Origin of the sequence: Spiribacter halobius (assembly GCF_020883455.1) — a bacterium.
Lineage (GTDB): Bacteria > Pseudomonadota > Gammaproteobacteria > Nitrococcales > Nitrococcaceae > Sediminicurvatus > Sediminicurvatus halobius.
This window is the reverse complement of sequence record NZ_CP086615.1, coordinates 2,132,402-2,148,273: the sequence shown is the minus strand read 5'-3', so window position 1 is coordinate 2,148,273 and position 15,872 is coordinate 2,132,402. Positions and strand designations below refer to the sequence as shown.

The 15,872-nt window shown below is 70.1% G+C and carries 11 protein-coding genes; 4 read left to right on the top strand and 7 right to left on the bottom strand.

The window, feature by feature from the left end:
• Nucleotides 1–81: 81 nt before the first annotated feature.
• The 3 genes from xseA to putP all read left to right on the top strand — a co-directional run bounded on the left by xseA (nt 82) and on the right by putP (nt 6,421).
• Nucleotides 82–1,482, top strand: coding sequence for an exodeoxyribonuclease VII large subunit (gene xseA, locus LMH63_RS09770; RefSeq protein ID WP_109677460.1), 1,401 nt, complete (start codon nt 82–84; stop codon nt 1,480–1,482).
• A gap of 83 nt (nt 1,483–1,565) precedes the next feature.
• Entirely contained in the window at nt 1,566–4,760 is a 3,195-nt protein-coding gene (putA, locus tag LMH63_RS09765; RefSeq protein WP_109677458.1) for a bifunctional proline dehydrogenase/L-glutamate gamma-semialdehyde dehydrogenase PutA, read from the top strand.
• Between the two features lie 188 nt (nt 4,761–4,948).
• Nucleotides 4,949–6,421 carry a sodium/proline symporter PutP gene (putP, locus tag LMH63_RS09760; RefSeq protein WP_109677456.1) on the top strand — a complete coding sequence of 491 codons (1,473 nt, stop codon included), beginning with the start codon at nt 4,949–4,951 and terminating at the stop codon, nt 6,419–6,421.
• Nucleotides 6,422–6,657: 236 nt separating this feature from the next.
• Here the strand turns inward: putP and LMH63_RS09755 are convergent, their stop codons facing one another.
• Nucleotides 6,658–7,614 (bottom strand): 2-hydroxy-3-oxopropionate reductase, encoded by a 957-nt coding sequence (locus LMH63_RS09755; RefSeq protein WP_109677942.1) that lies wholly within the window; start codon nt 7,612–7,614, stop codon nt 6,658–6,660.
• A 47-nt stretch (nt 7,615–7,661) separates the two neighbouring features.
• A complete protein-coding gene (locus LMH63_RS09750) occupies nt 7,662–8,318 on the bottom strand; it encodes an alpha/beta family hydrolase (RefSeq protein WP_109677940.1) in 657 nt (218 codons plus the stop codon).
• Between the two features lie 201 nt (nt 8,319–8,519).
• On the opposite strand from LMH63_RS09750, the gene LMH63_RS09745 reads away from it, so the two are divergent.
• On the top strand, nt 8,520–12,014 hold the full coding sequence (locus LMH63_RS09745) for an FAD-dependent oxidoreductase (protein WP_109677938.1): 3,495 nt from the start codon (nt 8,520–8,522) through the stop codon (nt 12,012–12,014).
• Nucleotides 12,015–12,200: 186 nt separating this feature from the next.
• Here the strand turns inward: LMH63_RS09745 and acpS are convergent, their stop codons facing one another.
• From acpS to rnc, 5 genes are all read right to left on the bottom strand, one after another.
• Complete coding sequence (acpS, locus tag LMH63_RS09740; RefSeq protein WP_229332790.1) at nt 12,201–12,536, bottom strand: holo-ACP synthase; 336 nt, start codon at nt 12,534–12,536, stop codon at nt 12,201–12,203.
• A 41-nt stretch (nt 12,537–12,577) separates the two neighbouring features.
• A complete protein-coding gene (gene pdxJ, locus LMH63_RS09735; protein ID WP_109677933.1) occupies nt 12,578–13,327 on the bottom strand; it encodes a pyridoxine 5'-phosphate synthase in 750 nt (249 codons plus the stop codon).
• Nucleotides 13,302–14,054: a DNA repair protein RecO gene (gene recO, locus LMH63_RS09730; RefSeq protein ID WP_109677931.1), complete on the bottom strand. Its 753-nt coding sequence runs from the start codon at nt 14,052–14,054 to the stop codon at nt 13,302–13,304. Before recO ends, pdxJ begins: the two co-directional genes overlap by 26 nt.
• Nucleotides 14,055–14,285: 231 nt before the next feature.
• Nucleotides 14,286–15,194 carry a GTPase Era gene (gene era, locus LMH63_RS09725; protein WP_109677929.1) on the bottom strand — a complete coding sequence of 303 codons (909 nt, stop codon included), beginning with the start codon at nt 15,192–15,194 and terminating at the stop codon, nt 14,286–14,288.
• Entirely contained in the window at nt 15,187–15,870 is a 684-nt protein-coding gene (gene rnc, locus LMH63_RS09720; RefSeq protein ID WP_229332550.1) for a ribonuclease III, read from the bottom strand. Before rnc ends, era begins: the two co-directional genes overlap by 8 nt.
• Between the last annotated feature and the right edge of the window lie 2 nt (nt 15,871–15,872).

Here is a 15,872-nt window from a genome sequence, read left to right as displayed (position 1 = left end):
GCGGCGTCATCCGGCGCCTTGCGCCGGCGCCCGCCGGCGACGCAGAGTGCACGCTGAACCCGACAGGACGCCCGTCACCCCATGGACCCCTCTCCCGCCACGCCGATCTCCGCCGAGGTCTACAGCGTCAGCCGCCTCGCCGAGGAGGTGCGTCTGCTGCTGGACGGCGCCTTCCCGCTGCTTTGGGTGGAAGGGGAGATCTCCAATCTCGCCCGGCCGCGCTCGGGGCACGTCTACTTCACCCTGAAGGACGAGCGCGCCCAGGTTCGTTGCGCGCTCTTCCGCAATCGCGCGCAGCGGCTGCGTTTCCAGCCCGGGCACGGTGAGCGGGTGCTGGTCCGGGCACGGGTGTCGCTGTACGTCCCCCGGGGCGATTTCCAGCTCATCGTGGAGCACATGGAGCCCGCCGGGCACGGTGCCCTGCAGCGCGCCTTCGAGGCGCTCAAGGCGCGACTGGATGCCGAGGGCCTGTTCGCCGTCGAGCACAAGCGCGCGCTGCCCGCCCTGCCCCGCCGCCTGGGTGTGATCACTTCCCCCACCGGCGCCGCCCTGCGTGACGTGCTGACGGTCCTCCGCCGACGCTTCCCGGCCTTGCCGGTGCTGATCTATCCGGTGCCGGTGCAGGGCGAGGGGGCAGCCGAGGCCATCGCCGCAGCCATCCGCCGGGCCGGCGAGCGGGCGGAGGTGGACGCCCTGCTGATCACCCGCGGCGGCGGCTCGCTGGAGGATCTCTGGGCCTTCAACGAGGAGGTGGTGGCGCGGGCCATCCACGCCTGCCCGCTGCCCGTGGTGAGCGCCGTGGGCCACGAGGTGGACGTGAGCATCGCCGACCTCGTGGCCGACCAGCGGGCGCCGACGCCATCGGCGGCAGCGGAGCTGCTGAGCCCGGACGGCGAGGCCTGGGCGCGCCAGCTGGAGGGGACGGCGCAGCGCCTCGCCCGCGCCCAGCAACGGCGGCTGGGCGACACCCGGCAACGGCTGGAGACGCTCGCTCGGCGCCTGCAGGCGCAGCACCCGGGCCGCCGCCTGCAGGAGCGCGCCCAGCGTCTCGACGAGATCGAGCAGCGCCTGGCGCACGCCCTGCGCCAACGTCTGGCGGGCGCCGAAGCCCGCCTGGGCCACGCCCAGGAACGCCTGCTGGCGCTGAGTCCCCGGCAGCGCATCGCCCGCCTGGACGAGCACACCCTGGCGCTGCGGCGACGGCTCGCCGCCGCCGTGCAGCGCGACCTGGAGCGCCGCGGCGCCCGGCTCGGGGCCAGCGCCCGCGCACTCGAGGCCGTGAGCCCACTGGCGACGCTGGGCCGCGGCTACGCCATCGTCCGCCGCGCGGAGGACGACGCCATCCTGCGCCGTGCCGGGGACGTAAGCATCGGCGAGGAGGTCCGCGCCCTGCTGCACGAGGGCTCGCTGCGTTGCCGGGTGGAAGGGCACGAGGCCGCAAGCCTGCCGCGCCCGGGGGACGATGCCCCCGGGAACGGGTGAGCCGGAGCGCCGTGACCGGCCGCTCCTCGCCAAGCGAGGAAGCTGCCCCTACACTCTGCTCAGCAGCACCGGAGATCCGCCCCATGCAGTTCGACCCGCCCCGGCTCACCGAGCACCCGCTGTATCCCACCATCAATGCCGCCTACCGCTGTGACGAGACGACCCATGTCCGCAGTCTCCTGCAGGCGGCGGAGATCCCGGCGGACGCCAAGCAGCGCATCGCCGAGCGGGCCCGGGAGCTGGTACGCGAGGTCCGCCGGGCCCGCGTACACACGAGCGGCATCGACGCCTTCATGCACGAGTACGAGCTCTCCAGCCAGGAGGGTGTGGTCCTCATGTGCCTGGCCGAGGCACTGCTCCGGATCCCGGACGCGGAGACGGTGGACAAGCTGATCGAGGACAAGATCGGCTCCTCCGACTGGGAGAGCCACCTCGGCGAGAGCGAGTCGCTGTTCGTCAACGCCTCCACCTGGGCGCTGATGCTCACCGGGCGCATCCTGCGCCCGCAGGACAGCCCCGAGCGCAACTTCCGCAACACCCTGCACCGGCTGATCCGCCGCAGCGGCGAGCCGGTGATCCGGCAGGCCGTGCGCCAGGCGATGCGGGTCATGGGGCGGCAGTTCGTCATGGGGCGGACCATCGACGAGGCGCTGAAGCGTGCCCGCGGCGCCGAGCAGGAGGGCTACCGCTACTCCTACGACATGCTCGGCGAGGCGGCGCGCACGGACGCCGACGCCCGGCGCTACTTCCACGAGTACGCGGGCGCCATCCGCGCCATCGCCAAGGTTGCTGGCGGACGCGGCCCGATAGACTCCCCCGGCATATCGGTCAAGCTTTCGGCCCTGCACCCGCGCTACGAGCTGGCCAACCGTGACCGCGCCTTCGCCGAGCTGCTGCCGCGGCTGCGCGAGCTCTGCGTCATGGCGGCCGAGGCGGACATCGGCCTGACCGTGGATGCCGAGGAGGCTGGCCGGCTGGACCTCTCCCTGGAGCTGATCGAGGCCGTTTCCGGCGACGAGCAGCTACGCGGCTGGCACGGACTGGGACTCGCCGTGCAGGCCTACCAGAAGCGCGCCATCCACGTGCTCGACTGGCTCGCCGACCTGGCCGAGCGCCACGAGCGGCGGCTCATGGTGCGTCTGGTGAAGGGCGCCTACTGGGACACCGAGATCAAGATCGCCCAGGAGCAGGGGCTCGAGGGGTATCCGGTGTTCACCCGCAAGGCGAACACGGACGTCTCCTACCTCGCCTGCGCCAGGAAGCTGCTCGCCCATCCGGAGCGCTTCTACCCGCAGTTCGCCACCCACAATGCCCACACCCTGGCCTATGTGCTGGAGGTCTGCGGCGACAACCGCGACTTCGAGTTCCAGCGCCTGCACGGCATGGGCGAGGCTCTCTACGAGCAGATCACCGGCCGCACCGGGCTCGGCTTCCCCTGCCGCATCTACGCCCCGGTGGGCGCCCACGAGGACCTGCTGGCCTACCTGGTGCGCCGCCTGCTGGAGAACGGCGCCAACAGCTCGTTCGTCAACCGCATCGTCGACGAGAAGGTGCCGGTGGACGAGATCATCGCCGATCCCATTGCCCGGGTGGCGAACTACAGCAGCATCCCGCATCCGCATATCCCGCTGCCGGTGAACCTCTACGGCGAGGCGCGGCGCAACGCCCGCGGCGTCGACCTCACCGACACCGCCCACCTGCGCTGGCTGCACGAGGGCATGGAGGCGGCGGACCGGCGCGAATGGCACGCCGGCCCCACCGTCAGCGGCCAGGTTCGCAGCGGCGATGCCAAGCCGGTGCACTCTCCGGCGGACCATGGCCGCGAGGTCGGCCGCGTGACCTGGGCCACGGAGGAGGACGTCGAGCGCGCCCTGGCCCGCGCCAGTGCCGCCGCGGCGGACTGGGACGCCACCCCCGGTGAGCGGCGCGCGGCATGCCTCGAGCGCTACGCCGAGCTGCTCGAGGAGGAGATGCCGACGCTGATCGCCCTGTGCTGTCGCGAGGCCGGCAAGCACATCCCCGACGGCGTCGCCGAGGTGCGGGAGGCGGTCGACTTCTGCCGCTACTACGCCGCCCAGTCCCGGCGCGAGTTCAACGGCCCGGTCACCCTCCCCGGCCCCACGGGCGAGCGCAACACGCTGTCCCTGCACGGCCGCGGCGTGTTCGTCTGCATCAGCCCCTGGAACTTCCCGCTGGCGATCTTCACCGGCCAGGTGGCGGCGGCGCTGGTGGCCGGCAATGCCGTGATCGCCAAGCCCGCCGAGCAGACCAGCCTGATCGGGCAGTATGCCGTGCAGCTCATGCACCGCGCCGGCATCCCCCAGGAGGTGCTGCATCTGCTCCCGGGCGACGGGCCGACCGTGGGCGGGCCGCTGGTGCGCGACCCGCGCGTCAACGGCGTGGCCTTTACCGGCTCGGTGCCCACCGCCAGGCTCATCAACCGCCAGCTGGCGGAGCGCGAGGGCCCGATCATCCCCTTCATCGCCGAGACCGGCGGCCAGAACGCCATGATCGTGGATTCCTCGGCGCTGCTGGAGCAGGTCACGGCGGACGTGCTCAAGTCCAGCTTCCAGAGTGCCGGCCAGCGCTGCTCGGCCCTGCGCGTGCTCTACGTGCAGACCGACGTCGCCGACGAGCTGCTGGAGATGCTCACCGGCGCCATGGCGGAGCTGCGCATCGGCGATCCCTGGCGACTGTCCACCGACGTGACGCCGGTCATAGACGACGACGCCCGGCGGATGCTGCTGGAGCACTGCGAGCACATGCAGCGCGAGGCAAAGCTGCTGTATCGCTGCCCGGACCCCGAAGCCGCCGAGGCCGGCACCTTCGTGGCGCCCCACGCCTTTGAGCTGCAGAGCCTGAAGCAGCTGCCGGAGGAGAAGTTCGGCCCCATCCTGCACGTGATCCGCTTCCGGGCACGGGACCTGGACCGGGTGATCGACGAGATCAACGGCACCGGCTTCGGGCTGACCTTTGGCATCCACAGCCGCATCGACCGCACGGTGAACCATGTGGTCAGCCGCATGAAGGTGGGCAACGCCTACGCCAACCGCAACATGATCGGCGCCGTGGTGGGTGTGCACCCCTTCGGCGGCGAGGGCCTGTCGGGCACCGGGCCCAAGGCCGGCGGCCCGCACTACCTTTACCGCTTCGCCACCGAGCGGGCGCTGTCCATCGACACCACCGCCGCCGGCGGCAATGCCTCGCTCATGTCGCTGGAGGACGAGGCGCCGGAAGCGCCGCTGATGCTTCCGGAGCCCCAGCGCTACGCCCAGTAGGCCAACGCCCATAACGACCGACGACGAGGAGAGGAGAAAACGCCATGGAAGAGTCCCTGACCGCCGCGACCTGGTTCTGGCTGCTGGTACCCATGCCCCTGTGCGTGGTGCTTTCGATCATTACCTGGTTTACCGAGCGCCGCTGAGCCGGCAACCGAAAACAACGCACCAAAAGAACCGGGGGCAACATGGAATTCACGCTCAGCGGGCCGACGCTGGTCACCTTTATCGTCTATCTGGTCGCGATGCTCGCCATCGGCGTCATCTTCTACCGGCTCACCAATAACCTCTCCGATTACGTGCTCGGCGGCCGCCAGCTCGGCCCCGGCGTGGCCGCGCTCTCCGCCGGCGCCTCGGACATGAGCGGCTGGCTGCTGCTTGGCCTGCCCGGCGCGGTCTATGCCGGCGGCATGAACCAGGCCTGGATCGCCATCGGCCTGACCATCGGCGCCTACCTCAACTGGCAGTTCGTCGCCAAGCGCCTGCGCATCTACACCGAGGTGGCCAGCGACTCCATCACCGTGCCGGACTACCTGGAGAACCGCTTCGCCGACGCGAGCAAGGCGTTGCGCGTGATCTCGGCGCTGGTGATCCTGCTGTTCTTCGCCTTCTACACCTCCTCCGGGCTGGTGGCAGGCGCCAAGCTGTTCGAGACCAGCTTCGGGCTGAATTACCAGGTGGCGCTCTGGGTGGGCGGCCTGGTGATCATCTCCTACACCTTCCTCGGCGGCTTCCTGGCCGTATCCTGGACCGACTTCTTCCAGGGCCTGATGATGTTCTTCACCCTGGTGGTGGTGCCGATCATCGTGATCAACGTCATCGGCGGCTGGGAGGACACGGTGGCCGCGGTCGCCCAGCAGGAGGCGGCGAGCTACAACAACATCATGAGCGGGATGACGCTGTTCAGCATCGTCTCGCTGATGGCATGGGGCCTCGGGTATTTCGGCCAGCCGCACATCATCACGCGCTTCATGGCGATACGCAGCGCCGGAGACGTCCCCACCGCCCGCCTGATCGGCATGACGTGGATGGTGGTGGGCCTGTTCGGCGCCATCTTCGCCGGCTACACCGGTATCGCCTACTTTGCCGACAACCCGCTGGAGGACTCGGAGGTCGTCTTCATGGCGCTCTCCAACGAGCTGCTCAATCCGTGGCTGGCGGGCGTGGTCATCGCGGCGATCCTCGCGGCGGTGATGAGCACCATCGACTCGCAGCTGCTGGTCTCCTCCAGCGCGGTGGCGGAAGACTTCTACAAGGCTCTGCTGCGCCCGGAGGCCGGTGACCTGGAGCTGGTCTGGGTGGGACGCATCGCGGTGGCGGTGATCGCCCTGATCGCGCTGCTGCTCGCCATGAATCCGGACAGCACCGTGCTCGGTCTGGTGGCTTACGCCTGGGGCGGCTTCGGCGCAGCCTTCGGTCCGGTGATCATTCTCTCGCTGTTCTGGCGGGGCATGAGCCGCAACGGCGCCATCGCCGGCATCATCGTCGGCGCCGCCACGGTGGTGATCTGGAAACAGCTCTCCGGCGGGATGTTCGACATGTACGAGATCCTTCCGGGCTTCATCCTCTGCGCGCTCACGATCGTCGTGGTGAGCAAGATGGCGCCGCCGTCCGGGGCCGTCACCGAGCAGTTCGACCGCGCCGCGAGGCAGTGGACGTAATCGCCGATCGGCCGGCATCCGCCGTAGGCGGATGCCGGCATTTCATCTCGCCTGCCGGGTGCGAGCGTAACGGTACGGTGCCAGGGCCGGCCACATGACTCCCGAGCTGATATCGCCTGTGGGAGCGGCGCCCCCGCCGCGAATTCCTGTGCATCGGATTCGCGGCGGGGGCGCCGCTCCCACAGGCTCCAGCACCCACCGAAAACAGCCGCTGCGCGTGAAGGGCGGCTACCTACCTACCCGATCTCGTGATTCGCGAGCTTCTCCAGCACCTGGACGATGGCGCTATGGTCCGCGTCCCGGGTGCAGGCGTTGAACAGCTCCTGCGCCCCGGCGGTGCCGGGGAGTGAGACGCCAAGGCTGCGGGCGCCCTGCAGGGCGATATTGAGATCCTTCTGATGCAGCTCCACCCGGAAGCCCGGATCGAAGGTGCGCTTGATCATGCGCTCGCCATGCATCTCCAGGATCTTCGACTGTGCCAGCCCGCCCAGCAGGGCCTCGCGCACCTTGCCGACGTCGGCGCCGGCGCGGGAGGCGAATACGAGCGCCTCGGCCACGGCCTCTATGGTGAGCGCCACCACGATCTGGTTGGCCGCCTTGCAGGTCTGGCCGTCGCCGTTGCCGCCGATGTGGGTGATGGTCTTGCCCATGATCTCGAACAGCGGCTGGGCGCGGCGGAACCCCTCCTCGGTGGCCCCGACCATGATCGTGAGCGCGGCGTTCTTGGCCCCGGCCTCGCCGCCGGAGACGGGCGCGTCCACGTACTCGCAGCCGAGCTCATTGATGCGCTTTGCGAAGTCCCGGGTGGCAATGGGCGAGATGGTGCTCATGTCGATGACGGTCTTGCCGGCGCTGAGGCCGCTGGCGACGCCGTCCTCCCCGAACAGCACCCGCTCCACGTCGGGCGTGTCCGGCACCATGACGATGATCGTGTCGGCCCGCTCGGCCAGCTCCTTGAGGCTGCCGCACTCGCAGGCGCCGCCGTCGAGCAGCTCCTGGGGCAATGGCGAGCGGTGGCGTATCAGATGGAGCTCGTGACCCGCCGCCTGAAGATGCCCCGCCATGGGTCGCCCCATGATGCCCACGCCGATGAATCCGATGCTGGCCATGACTCTCTGCCTCCTGTGCTTCGAATTGATTCGGTCAGCCGGCGTCGTGTCGCGACGCCGCGTGTATCGAGCCCACGCCCCCAATGCACGGCGAATGGCCTCCGCGCGGCAGGCGCTGTCTCCTGCCCGGTCTACGGCGCCCGAAGCATGCCAGGCGGCGCCAGACTCTGACAGAACGCCCGCGCTTCGGCGACTGCGGTCCCGTAATTGTCCTGCAGGGTAACGCCACTTTGCCGGCGCGGCCGAAAATCATGGTCTCCATCCGGCAGCCAGGCGATGCGGATCGAGGGCGCAAGCCGATAGCCGGCGACCTCCGCCCGGCTGCCGAAGGCGTCCCGCTCGCCCTGGAGGATCAGCGTCGGCACCGTGAGGGTCGAAAGATGCGCCGTGCGCTCCCGCTCCGGCCGTCCGGGCGGATGGAACGGATAGCCCAGACACAGCAGTCCGGCGGCGCGCAGCTCTTCTGCGACAAGGCTCGCCATCCGCCCGCCCAGGGACTTGCCACCGACCACCAGAGGCGCCGGGGTCTCGGCGCGGAGCTGCGTTGCGGCGTCGCGCCAGGCCTGAAGGAGCGTCCGCTCGGGGTCCGGCGGCCGCCGGCGGCCCGTGGCGCGGACACGCTGCATATAGGGAAACTCGAATCGGCGCACGCGGCATCCGGCGCCCGCCAGCCCGTCCGCGATCGCCTGCAGCAGCGGCGCCTCCATGCCGACACCAGCACCATGGGCCAGCAGCACGACGGGCACGCCATCGGGCGGACCGCCGTCAAGGTGGGCGGGGGTATCCATGGCTGCAGCTTGCCATGCGCCAACCGTGCGGCTCCAGCAGAGTCGGTGCCCGCAGGCGAGGACGGCAGGCACCGGGGCCCTGCATAGAGCGGATAACCGCGCCGGCCGTGGCTTGTTCGTTGCTCGGCCAGCGCCCATCCTGCGGCGACATTCCGGAACCCCCGGGCCGCCGGCCCGACGCGCAGGAACAGCACGCAGCACATGACACTGGACGCCGCCCTCGCCCGCCATGATCTCTCCTTCGCCACGCTGCAGACCCCGGACGGCCTCGCCCGGCTGGACGCGCGCTTCCGCGAGCGCCTCGAGGCCGAGGACCCCGCCCTCGCGGCGCGGCTTGGCGACTACCGCCGGCGCGACACGGACCCGCCGGCGCTGGAGACCAGCGAGCTGCTGCTGGCCCTCGCCCCCCATGTGGAGGCCTTCATCGCCGACCTGTTCGGGGTCGAAGGCGCCCTCGAGGCGAGCCGGGCGCGCACTCTCGAGGCCGATGTGGTCATGGCGTTCAAGCAGACCTTCGTGCAGAAGCGGGTCAAGAAGCACCGGCGCGAAGTGGAGACGCCGTTCGCGGAGCTGAACCGCTGGCTTGACGAAGTGACCGCAGGCCTCGCCGAGCCGGATCGCGAGCGCGCCATCGCGACTTACGCCATGGGTCTGCTGGACGACGAGGCCGGCAATGCCGAGGCCATCGAGCGGGTCACGGCGTGGTGCAAGCTGGCGCGTCAGACCGACGAGGGCCGGCGCACGGTGCGCGGCTGGGCGAGCTTCCGCCTGCCGGAGAAGGTCGACCACACGGACCTGGTGCCACTGCAGCGCACCGACGCGGACGGGACGGTGCGCCTGCAGGCGGACCCGAGCCGCTGGCGCCGGCGCGACGGGTTCTCGCTGACCGACCACCGCCTGGATGCCCGCAGCATCCAGAGCGAGGTCCACTACTGCATCTACTGCCACGAACACGATGGCGACTTCTGCTCCAAGGGCTTCCCCGAGAAGAAGGGCCGCCCGGAGCTCGGGCTCAAGATGGACCCGCTGGGCAACACCCTGACCGGCTGCCCGCTGGAGGAGAAGATCTCGGAGATGCATGTGCTCAAGCGCGATGGCCGCACGGTCGCTGCGCTCGCCATGGCCATGGTGGACAACCCCATGATCCCGGCCACCGGGCACCGCATCTGCAACGACTGCATGAAGGCCTGCATCTACCAGAAGCAGGACCCGGTCAACATCCCGGAGATCGAGACCCGGGTGCTCACGGACGTGCTCGACCTGCCCTGGGGCGTGGAGGTCTACCACCTGCTCACCCGCTGGAATCCGTTGCGGCGGGAGCAGTACCTGCAGCAGCCGGACAACGGCCGCCGGGTGCTGGTGGCAGGGCTCGGCCCGGCGGGGTTCACCATGGCGCATCATCTGACCATGGCCGGCTGCGCGGTGGCTGCCGTGGACGGGCTCAAGATCGAGCCGCTGCCGGACTCGCTGCTGGAGTCGCCGGTGGCACGCTGGGACGATCTCGTCGAGGACCTGGACGAGCGCATCCTGCTCGGCTTCGGCGGCGTTGCCGAGTACGGCATTACCGTGCGCTGGGACAAGAACTTCCTCAAGCTCATCTATCTGAGCCTCGCCCGCCGGCACAACTTCCGCGCCTATGGCGGCGTGCGCCTGGGTGGGACGGTCACCCTGGACGACGCCTGGGCGCTCGGCTTCGATCATGTGGTCAACGCCACCGGGGCCGGTCTGCCGCGGGTCATCCACATGGGCAACAGTCTCGCCCGCGGCATGCGTCAGGCGAGCGACTTCCTCATGGCGCTGCAGCTCACCGGGGCCGCCAAGTACTCGAGCCTGGCGAGCCTGCAGGTGCGACTGCCCGCCGTGGTGGTGGGGGGCGGCCTCACCGGCATCGATACCGCCACCGAGGTGCAGGCCTACTACGTCAAGCAGGTGGAAAAGGTGCTCGCGCGCTACGAGCGGCTGACCGACACCCTGGGCGAGGCTGCACTCACCCAGGGCATGAACGAGGAGGACGCGGCGATGCTGGCCGAGTTCATCGAGCATGGTCGGGCCGTTCGCGCCGAGCGCGAGCGCGCTGCCGAGGCCGGTGAAGAGCCCGACTTCACCTCGCTGCTTCGCGCCTGGGGCGGGGTGACCGTGGCCTACCGCAAGGGGCTCAACGATGCACCGGCCTACGTGCGCAACCACGAGGAGGTGATCAAGGCCACCGAGGAGGGGCTGTTCTACGCCGAGGGCCTCGACCCGATCCATGCGGACGTGGACGGCTATGGTCACGTCAGCGGTCTGGTGTGCCGGCGCATGCGTCAGAAGGACGGCCGCTGGCTCGCCACCGGCGAGGAGGTGCGTCTGCCGGCCCGCGCCATCTTCATCGCCGCGGGTACGGTCCCCAACACCATCTACGAGCGCGAGTACCCGAACACCTTCCGGCTCGACGGCAACAACTTCCTGCCCCACGTGCAGCACCGGGACGGGCTGCAGCCGGTGGAACCGGCGGATCACTGCAAGTCGCCGGAGTTCGGGCCGTTCACCTCGTACGACGACGACGGCCACCGGGTGACCTTCGTCGGCGACAACCACCCCGCCTTCCACGGCAGCGTGGTCAAGGCCATCGCTTCCGCCCTGCGCAGCTATCCTCACGTGCTGGCCGCCGCGGAACGGCTGGCCCCCGGCGACCGTGCCGGGCATGAGGATTTCCTCGCCGGAACGGACGACCTCCTGCGCGCGCGGGTGGTCGAGGTGCGACGCGACAACCCGGCCATGGTGGAGATCTGGGTCAAGGCACCCATGGCGGCGCGCAACTTCCGCGCCGGGCAGTTCTTCCGCCTGCAGACCTACGAGTCCCTGAGCCCGGTGCTCGAAGGCACACGGCTGCAGGTGCCGCTGCTCACGGTCTCTGGTACCGGCGTCAAGGACGACTGCATCCGCCTGATGGTGCTGCAGTGGGGCGCGGGCCCGCGACTGGTGGGGCGGCTCGAGCCCGGCGACCCGGTGGTGCTCATGGGCCCCACCGGCGCACCCACGGACATGCCCACGGGGCGCACCATCATGGTGGTGGCCGGGCGCTGGGGCGCCGCGGTGATGCTCGACATCGGCGCCGCCCTGCGGGCCGCAGGCAACCGGGTGCTGTACGTGGCGGCCTTCGGTGCCGCGGGCGATGTCGACCACCAGGACGAGCTCGAGGCAGGCGCGGATCAGATTATCTGGTGCACCGCGAAGGAGCCGATGATCGAGCCCCGCCGGGCGCAGGACACGAGCCTTGTGGCCACCGACATGATCGAGGTGGTGCGCCGCTACGGGGATGGCGAGATCGGCCCGGAGGCCGGCGGCATCCCGCTCTCGGACGTGGACCGGGTGATGGTGATGGGCGGCACCGGCCTGCTCAAGGGCTTCCAGCAGGCGCTGACCGGCTCGCTGCAGCCTTACCTGGCGGAGGACTGCGATGCCTTCGGCACGGTGGGCAGCCCCATGCAGTGCATGCTGAAGGGCGTCTGCGCCCAGTGCCTGCAGTGGCAGGTGGACCCCGACACCGGCCAGCGCACCCGCCCGGTGTTCTCCTGCGCCGGCCAGGACCAGCCCCTGTCCTGGATCGACCTGGACAATCTCTCCGCCCGCCAGCAACAGAACCGCGTCCTCGACCGCCTGAACGGCCAGTGGCTGGATTACGTCCTGGCGCGGGAGCACCAGGAGAAGGCGTAACCGCCAAGGCGCAAAGGACGCGAAGGGAAGGACGCGAGGAGAGGAAGAGTACAACACAAAGGCACAAAGGGCACAAAGTTAAAGAAATAAGAATATGGTTTTCTTTTGAATCCTTTGTGCCTTTGTGTTTATCCCCCGCCTTCCCTTCGCGTCCTTCGCGCCTTGGCGGTTATCCCTCCCTCACGGTCAGTCTTCGAGAACTACAAAAGCCAGCGCGTAGTCGCGCTCGTCGCTGAGGCTGACATGGCTGCGGCGGACGCCGAGGGTTTCGGCGTGGCGGGCGGCGGCGCCGTGGAGGCGCAGCTGCGGGGCACCTGCTGGGTCGTGAACGAGCTCGATGTCGGTAAAGGCGGCGTGGGCGCCGATTCCGGTGCCGAGGGCCTTGGCAGCGGCCTCCTTGGCGGCGAAGCGGCGGGCGAGCAGCGCCGCGGGGGCCGGGCTCGCCCGGTAGGCCTCGCGCTCCGCCGGCGCCAGCAGCCGCCGGGCGAGGCGCTCGCCGTAACGCTCATGCAGAGCCGCCATGCGCGCCACCGCCACCAGATCGGTGCCCACCCCGAGCACGCTCAATGGCGGGCCTCGCGCATCAGGCGCTTCATCTCCCGCACGGCCGCCTCGATGCCGGTAAACAGCGCCCTGGCAATCACCGCATGGCCAATGTTGAGCTCGGTGATCTCGCGCAGGGCCGCCACCGGAGCCACATTGTGGTAATGCAGACCGTGACCGGCATTGACCTGCAGGCCCAGCGACTGCCCGAGCACCGCCGCCTCCCGCAGGCGCACGAATTCGGCGTGAATCGCCGCGTCCTCCAACGCCTCGGCGAAGTGGCCAGTGTGCAGCTCCACCACCGGGGCGCCGGCCCCGGCGGCGGCATGCAGCTGGGCCGGCTCGGGGTCGATGAACAGCGACACGCGAACACCCGCAGCGGCCAGGCGCGCGCAGGCCTCGGCGGTGCGCTCGGGCTGTCCGGCCACATCCAGGCCGCCTTCCGTGGTCAGCTCCTCGCGGCGCTCGGGCACGAGGCAGCAATCCGCCGGCCGCAGGTCCTCGGCCAGGGCCAGCATCTCCTCGGCCATGGCCATCTCCAGATTCATGCGGGTCTGCAGTACCTCGGCGAGCAGGCGCACGTCGCGGTCCTGGATGTGCCGGCGGTCCTCGCGCAGATGCACGGTGATCGCATCCGCACCCGCCTGCTCGGCCAGCAGCGCCGCCTGCACCGGGTCCGGATAACGCGTGCCGCGGGCCTGGCGCAGGGTCGCCACGTGATCCACGTTGACGCCCAGGAGCGGCTCATGACTGCCCTGATGATGCCCCATCGCTGTCCTCTCCGGTGGTCTGGTAGCGGGCGTAGAGCTCGCGGCTCTTCAGGGGCCGCGCGCCGAGATGCGGGCGCAGTGCCGCGCGCATGAGATCGCGCGCGGCCCGTGCCGAGGTGTCGTCGAGCTGGTCCGCCGCCAGCGCGAGCAGCGTGGCGCCGGTGACGAGCCCGCGCTCGCCGCCGGCGGCGTCGGCCGGCAGGACACCCTGCGCGGGATCGTAACGGTACCAGCGCCCGGCCTCCACCGGGTCGCCGGCCGTGTCGTGCTTGAGGGGCAGGCCGTAACCGAGGGCCGCCAACAGATCCCGCTCGAAGCCGCGCAGCGCCACGGCCTCACTGGTACCGCCGGCGAGCTCGTCGAGCAGCCGGCCGTAGCGGTTGAACAGCCCCGGGTGCGGGTCCTCGCGCCCGAGCAGGCGCAGCAGCAGCTCGTTGGCGTAGAACCCGCTCACCAGACGGCGGCCGCTGAGGATCACCGGGCGCCCGGCACTCTCCGCACCGGTGAGGGTGCCGAGCTCTCCGCGCGCCAGCCAGGAGATGGCCAGCGGCTGGAAAGGCTGCAGCAGCCCCGCAAGTCGCGACCGCCGCCCGCGCACGCCCCGCGCCACCAGCCCGATCCGCCCGTGCTCGCGCCCCAGCACCTCCAGCAGCAGGCTGGTATCCCGATACGCCCGCCCATGCAGCAGAAACGCCGGCTCCAGCTCCGCCCCCCGCCGCGCAGTCATCGTATGGGCGTGGCCGGTGTGGCTGGGCCGCTTGGGATGAACCGCGAAGGCGCCAAGAACGCGGAGAGATGGAAAGGCAGTAAACACAAAGACACAAAGGGCACAAAGGATTCACGAAGAAAGACATGACCTTCTCTGTGTAACTTTGTGTTCTTTGTGACTTTGTGTTGAATCCCCTTCGCGTTCCTTCTTCGCGTCCTTTGCGCCTTCGCGGTTATCCCCCCGACAAGCTCAGACTTCATCGTAACCAAGGGAGCGCAGCATGCGTTCGTCGTCGGACCAGCCCTCGCGGACCTTGACCCAGAGCTGGAGGTAGACGCGGCCGTCGAAGAGGCGTTCCATTTCCTGGCGCGCGGCGCGGCCGACGTGCTTGAGGCGCTTGCCGCCCTCGCCAATGACGATGCGCCGCTGGCCGGGGCGCTCGACCCAGATCACCGCCGCGATGCGGCGCAGGCGGCCCTCCTGCTCGAAGGCCTCGATCTCCACGGTGGAGGCGTAGGGCAGCTCCTCGCCGAGGGAGGCCATCAGCTGCTCGCGCACCAGCTCGGCGGCCATGAAGCGCTCGCCGCGGTCGGTGACCTGATCCCGGGGGAACAGCGCCGGGCCCTCGGGCAGGCGCTGCAGCAGCTCCTCCTCCAGGGCCAGCAGGTTGTCCCGGCGCTCGGCGGAGATCGGCACCACGGCGGCGAAGTCGTGCAGACCGCTCAGGCGCTCGATCAGCGGCAGCAGGCGGGTCTTGTCCCGCAGCCGGTCCACCTTGTTGATCACCAGCACCACCGGCGATTCGGCCTGACGCAGGCGCGCCAGAACGGCGTCGTCCTCCTCGGTCCAGCGGCCGCCGTCCACCACGAACACGAGGACGTCGACATCGGCCAGCGCGCTCGCCGCCGCCTCGTTGAGGTAGCGGTTCATGGCGCTGCGCCGGCCCTGGTGCAGACCCGGTGTGTCCACATAGGCGATCTGCGCGCCCGGCAGATTGTGGATGCCGAGGATGCGGTGGCGCGTGGTCTGGGGCTTGCGGGTGACGATGCTCACCTTCTGCCCGAGCAGGGCGTTGAGCAGCGTCGACTTGCCCACGTTGGGCCGCCCGACCAGTGCCACGAAGCCGCATTTCAGGGTGCCTGCTTGCGTCTCAGCCACGGCCGCGCTCCTGTTCCAGGGTCTCCAGCAGGGCCTCGGCCGCCTGCTGCTCCGCCTGCCGGCGACTGCCGGCGGCGCCCTCGCTGGCGGCGTTCAGCTCGTCGATGGCGCAGACCACCCGAAAGGTCTGGTCGTGGGCGCGTCCGGTCACATCCAGCACACGGTACTCCGGCAGCGGCAGGCGCAGTGACTGCAGGTACTCCTGCAGGCGGGTCTTGGGATCCTTGAGCTCCCCCACGCTGGGCAGGTCGGCCAGCCGGCCGGCGTAGAGGGCGAGGATCAGCTCGCGGCAGCGGGCGAATCCGGCGTCCAGATACACCGCGCCGAAGATCGCCTCCAGGGCATCGGCCAGGATGGAATCCCGCCGCCGGCCGCCGCTCTTGAGCTCGCCGCTGCCGAGTCGGATGTGGCCACCGAGCCCAAGCTCCCGGGCGAGCTTCGCCAGTGAGCTCTTGTTCACCAGGGTCGCCCGCAGGCGGCTCAGCTCCCCCTCCTGGGCGCCGTCCCGCAGGCGGAACACCTCGGCGGCGATGACGAAGTTCAACACGCTGTCGCCGAGGAACTCGAGGCGCTCGTTGTTGGCGCCCTCGGCGCTGCGGTGGGTGAGCGCCTGCGCCAGCAGTGCCGGGTCGGCAAATTGGTAGTCCAGCGCCTGCTGCAGGTCGTCCAGGGTCACTC

Excerpts from the sequence above, each read along its gene's own strand:
- xseA (WP_109677460.1), top strand. The coding sequence starts at position 82 with ATGGACCCCTCTCCCGCCACGCCGATCTCCGCCGAGGTCTACAGCGTC.
- putA (WP_109677458.1), top strand. The coding sequence starts at position 1,566 with ATGCAGTTCGACCCGCCCCGGCTCACCGAGCACCCGCTGTATCCCACC.
- putP (WP_109677456.1), top strand. The coding sequence starts at position 4,949 with ATGGAATTCACGCTCAGCGGGCCGACGCTGGTCACCTTTATCGTCTAT.
- LMH63_RS09750 (WP_109677940.1), bottom strand. The coding sequence starts at position 8,318 with ATGGATACCCCCGCCCACCTTGACGGCGGTCCGCCCGATGGCGTGCCC.
- LMH63_RS09745 (WP_109677938.1), top strand. The coding sequence starts at position 8,520 with ATGACACTGGACGCCGCCCTCGCCCGCCATGATCTCTCCTTCGCCACG.
- acpS (WP_229332790.1), bottom strand. The coding sequence starts at position 12,536 with ATGGCGGCTCTGCATGAGCGTTACGGCGAGCGCCTCGCCCGGCGGCTG.
- pdxJ (WP_109677933.1), bottom strand. The coding sequence starts at position 13,327 with ATGGGGCATCATCAGGGCAGTCATGAGCCGCTCCTGGGCGTCAACGTG.
- recO (WP_109677931.1), bottom strand. The coding sequence starts at position 14,054 with ATGACTGCGCGGCGGGGGGCGGAGCTGGAGCCGGCGTTTCTGCTGCAT.